General features: G+C 71.5%; 4 protein-coding genes. All 4 read left to right on the forward strand.

Annotated elements, in window-relative coordinates; translation table 11 throughout:
• The coding region (locus tag AC3XYG_RS33000; protein WP_489144123.1) for a glutamate ligase domain-containing protein at nt 1-682 on the forward strand (682 nt) is incomplete at its 5' end.
• Nucleotides 683-766: 84 nt separating this feature from the next.
• Nucleotides 767-1,018 carry an exodeoxyribonuclease VII small subunit gene (locus tag AC3XYG_RS33005; RefSeq protein ID WP_489144124.1) on the forward strand — a complete coding sequence of 84 codons (252 nt, stop codon included), beginning with the start codon at nt 767-769 and terminating at the stop codon, nt 1,016-1,018.
• A gap of 30 nt (nt 1,019-1,048) precedes the next feature.
• A complete protein-coding gene (locus AC3XYG_RS33010) occupies nt 1,049-1,918 on the forward strand; it encodes a polyprenyl synthetase family protein (RefSeq protein ID WP_489144125.1) in 870 nt (289 codons plus the stop codon).
• A gap of 128 nt (nt 1,919-2,046) precedes the next feature.
• Entirely contained in the window at nt 2,047-2,943 is an 897-nt protein-coding gene (locus AC3XYG_RS33015) for a DMT family transporter (protein WP_489144126.1), read from the forward strand.
• Nucleotides 2,944-3,027: the final 84 nt, after the last annotated feature.

Raw genomic sequence — 3,027 nt, forward strand, 5'->3', positions numbered from 1 at the left:
CGTGCTGACCCGGGCGGCCGAATCGGCCGGCGCGCCGCTGCATCTGGCCGGGCGCGACTGGTCGGTGGCCCCGGCGGCGGATGGCTTCGTCTTGCGCACCGGGTCGGGCGAACGGCATTATCCGCGTCCGGCCCTGCCGGGTGACCATCAGTTCAGCAACGCCGCCACTGCGATCCGGCTGCGCGACCTGCTGACGGGGTTCGACATTCCCGAGGATGCAGTGCGCCGCGGGCTGGCGTCGGTCGAATGGCCGGCCCGGCTGCAGCGCCTGACCCGCGGCCCGCTGCCGGCCCTGCTGCCGCCGGATTGGGAGCCGTGGCTCGACGGCGGTCACAACGACAGCGCCGGCGAGGTGCTGGGGCAATGGCTCGGCGGCCTCGCCCCCCGGCCGCTGCACCTGGTCTGCGGCATGCTGGAGAGCAAGGAGCCGCAGGAGTTCCTACGGCCGCTGGCGCCCTTCGCCCGCGCCATCCGCACCGTGCGCATCCCGGGTGAGGAGGCCAGCCTGTCGGCCGAGACCCTGGCCGAGCACGCCCGGGCCGCCGGCCTGGCCGATGTCGCCACCTCGGATGATTTCGATGCCGCCATTGCTGCCGCCGTGCGGCCCGGCGACCCGCCCGGCCGGGTGCTGATCTGCGGCTCGCTCTACCTCGCCGGCCGGGTGCTGGCCCGCCAGGGCTGACGGCCGGCGGAGCAACGGCCGGCGGGCGTTGCCTCTTTTTCCTGCCGCGCTTATTGTCGCCGCCCGAATGAAAACGGACCGTCCATGGCCGACCGCCCTATCCCTGCCGAGATCGTGACCTTGAGCTTCGAGGATGCCCTGGCGGAGCTGGAGACCATCGTCCGCCAGCTCGAGGCCGGGCAGGGCAAGCTCGACGACAACATTTCCGCCTATGAGCGCGGCGCGCTGCTGCGTGCCCATTGCGAGACGAAGCTGCGCGAGGCGCAGGCGCGGGTCGAGATGATCTCGCGCGCCGCCGATGGCAGCGTCGCCGTCAAACCCGCGACTTTCGAGTGAGGGTGCTTCGTGACTGATCTGAGCCGAGCCATGGCCGAGACGGGCGCGCAGATCGAGCGCGTCCTGGACCGGCTTCTGCCCAAGCCCGAGCGGGGCGAACCGGCGCTGGCCGAGGCCATCCGCTATGCCGCGCTGGGCGGCGGCAAGCGGCTGCGCCCGTTCCTGGTGGTGGCGTCGTCGCGGCTGTTCAGCGTCTCCGAATCCTGCGCCCTGCGCGTCGGCGCCGCGGTCGAGATGATCCACTGCTATTCGCTGGTGCATGACGACCTGCCGGCGATGGACAATGACGATCTGCGCCGCGGCAAGCCGACCACGCACAAGGCTTATGACGAGGCCACCGCGATCCTGGTCGGCGACGCGCTGCTGACCCAGGCCTTCGAGGTGCTGGCCGACCCCGAGACCCATGCCGACCCCAATGTCCGCATTGCCCTGGTCGCGGCCCTGGCCCGGGCCTCCGGCACGGCCGGCATGGTCGGCGGCCAGGCGCTGGACATGCAGGCGGAGCAGACGCCGCTGACCGAGATCGGCGCCATCACCCGGCTGCAGCGGCTGAAGACCGGCGCGCTGTTCGAATTCTCCTGCGAGGCCGGGGCGATCCTCGGCAAGGTCGAGGATTCCCGGCGCGGTGCGCTCCAGGCCTATGCCCATGACATGGGCCTGGCCTTCCAGATCGCCGACGACCTGCTCGACGTCCGCGGCGCGGCCGAGGAAATCGGCAAGACCCCGGGCAAAGACCAGGCCGCGGGCAAGGCTACCTTCGTCTCGATCCTCGGCCTGGAACGGGCGGAATCGCAGGCGCGGATGCTGGTCGACCAGGCCTGCCGCCACCTCGACGTGTTCGGCGACCGGGCCGACGATCTGCGCGCCGTCGCCCATTTCGTGGTCGCCCGCCGCACCTGATTCCGGACCGGCGTCGGAGTATCGCGCGGGGTGCGATTCGCCCCCGCGCATGCCCGGCCCGTGGCCTTTCCGCTTCTGCCGGGCCGCCGCCTCGGTCAGACAGGACCCCAATGGATTGGGGGAAGCGCATGGCGGCGGTCGGGATCAACAAGGCCGAGGGCGGGCACGGGCCCGGCATCCTGCTGTTCTTCGCCGGCATGTCGCTGTTCACCTTCAACGACGCGCTCGGCAAATGGCTGGTGGCCGACTACACCGTCGGCCAGGTGCTGCTGATCCGCAGCATTGCCGCCTTCGTGCTGCTGCTGCCCTGGATCGTCCGCGGCATCCGCGGCCTGCTGTCGCCCGACCAGCCCTGGATGAACCTGCTGCGTGTTGGCCTGATGGCGGCCGAGGTCGCGACCTTCTATCTCGCGGTGCGCGGGCTGCCGCTGGCCGATGTCATGACCTTCTACATGGCTGCGCCGCTGATCGTGACCGCGCTGTCGGTGCCGCTCTTGGGCGAAAAGGTCGGGCCGCGGCGCTGGGCCGCGATCGGCGTGGGCCTGCTCGGCGTGTTGGTGGTGCTGCGGCCGTCGGGCGAGGGCGTGCTCACCTGGGCCGGGCTGGCGGTGCTGCTGGCGGCGGCGGGGTATGCGCTGTCGGCCATCACGGTGCGGGTGCTGCACCGCACCGACAGCACGCAGAGCATGGTGTTCTGGATGCTGGCGATGACCGCGCTGGGCGCCGGTGCCCTGGCCTGGCCGGACTGGCATGCGGTGCGCGCGGCCGATACCTGGGTCATCGTGGCCGTCGGTGTCGCGGGATTCCTCGGCCAGGTGGCCGTCACCGAGGCCTTCCGATCGGGCGAGGCCTCGGTGGTGGCGCCCTTCGAATACAGCGCGCTGGCCTGGGGCCTGGGGCTGGACTGGCTGGTGTGGCAGGTGCTGCCCGACGGCTGGACCTTCGTGGGTGCCGGCATCATCGTCGCCAGCGGCCTGTTCCTGATCCGGCGCGAGCGCGTGCACGCCGAAGCCGAACATCCCTGAAGCGATGGCACGGGCGCACGGGCGGGCTATGCTTCGCGCCGACCTGTCGCGGATGCCTGCCATGCCCCCCACGCTGCGCACCTT

It is taken from the genome of Inquilinus sp. (assembly GCF_057815775.1).

What these genes read in the sequence shown, in the direction of transcription:
- AC3XYG_RS33005 (WP_489144124.1), top strand. Translation starts at nt 767, where the DNA reads ATGGCCGACCGCCCTATCCCTGCCGAGATCGTGACCTTGAGCTTCGAG.
- AC3XYG_RS33010 (WP_489144125.1), top strand. Translation starts at nt 1,049, where the DNA reads ATGGCCGAGACGGGCGCGCAGATCGAGCGCGTCCTGGACCGGCTTCTG.
- AC3XYG_RS33015 (WP_489144126.1), top strand. Translation starts at nt 2,047, where the DNA reads ATGGCGGCGGTCGGGATCAACAAGGCCGAGGGCGGGCACGGGCCCGGC.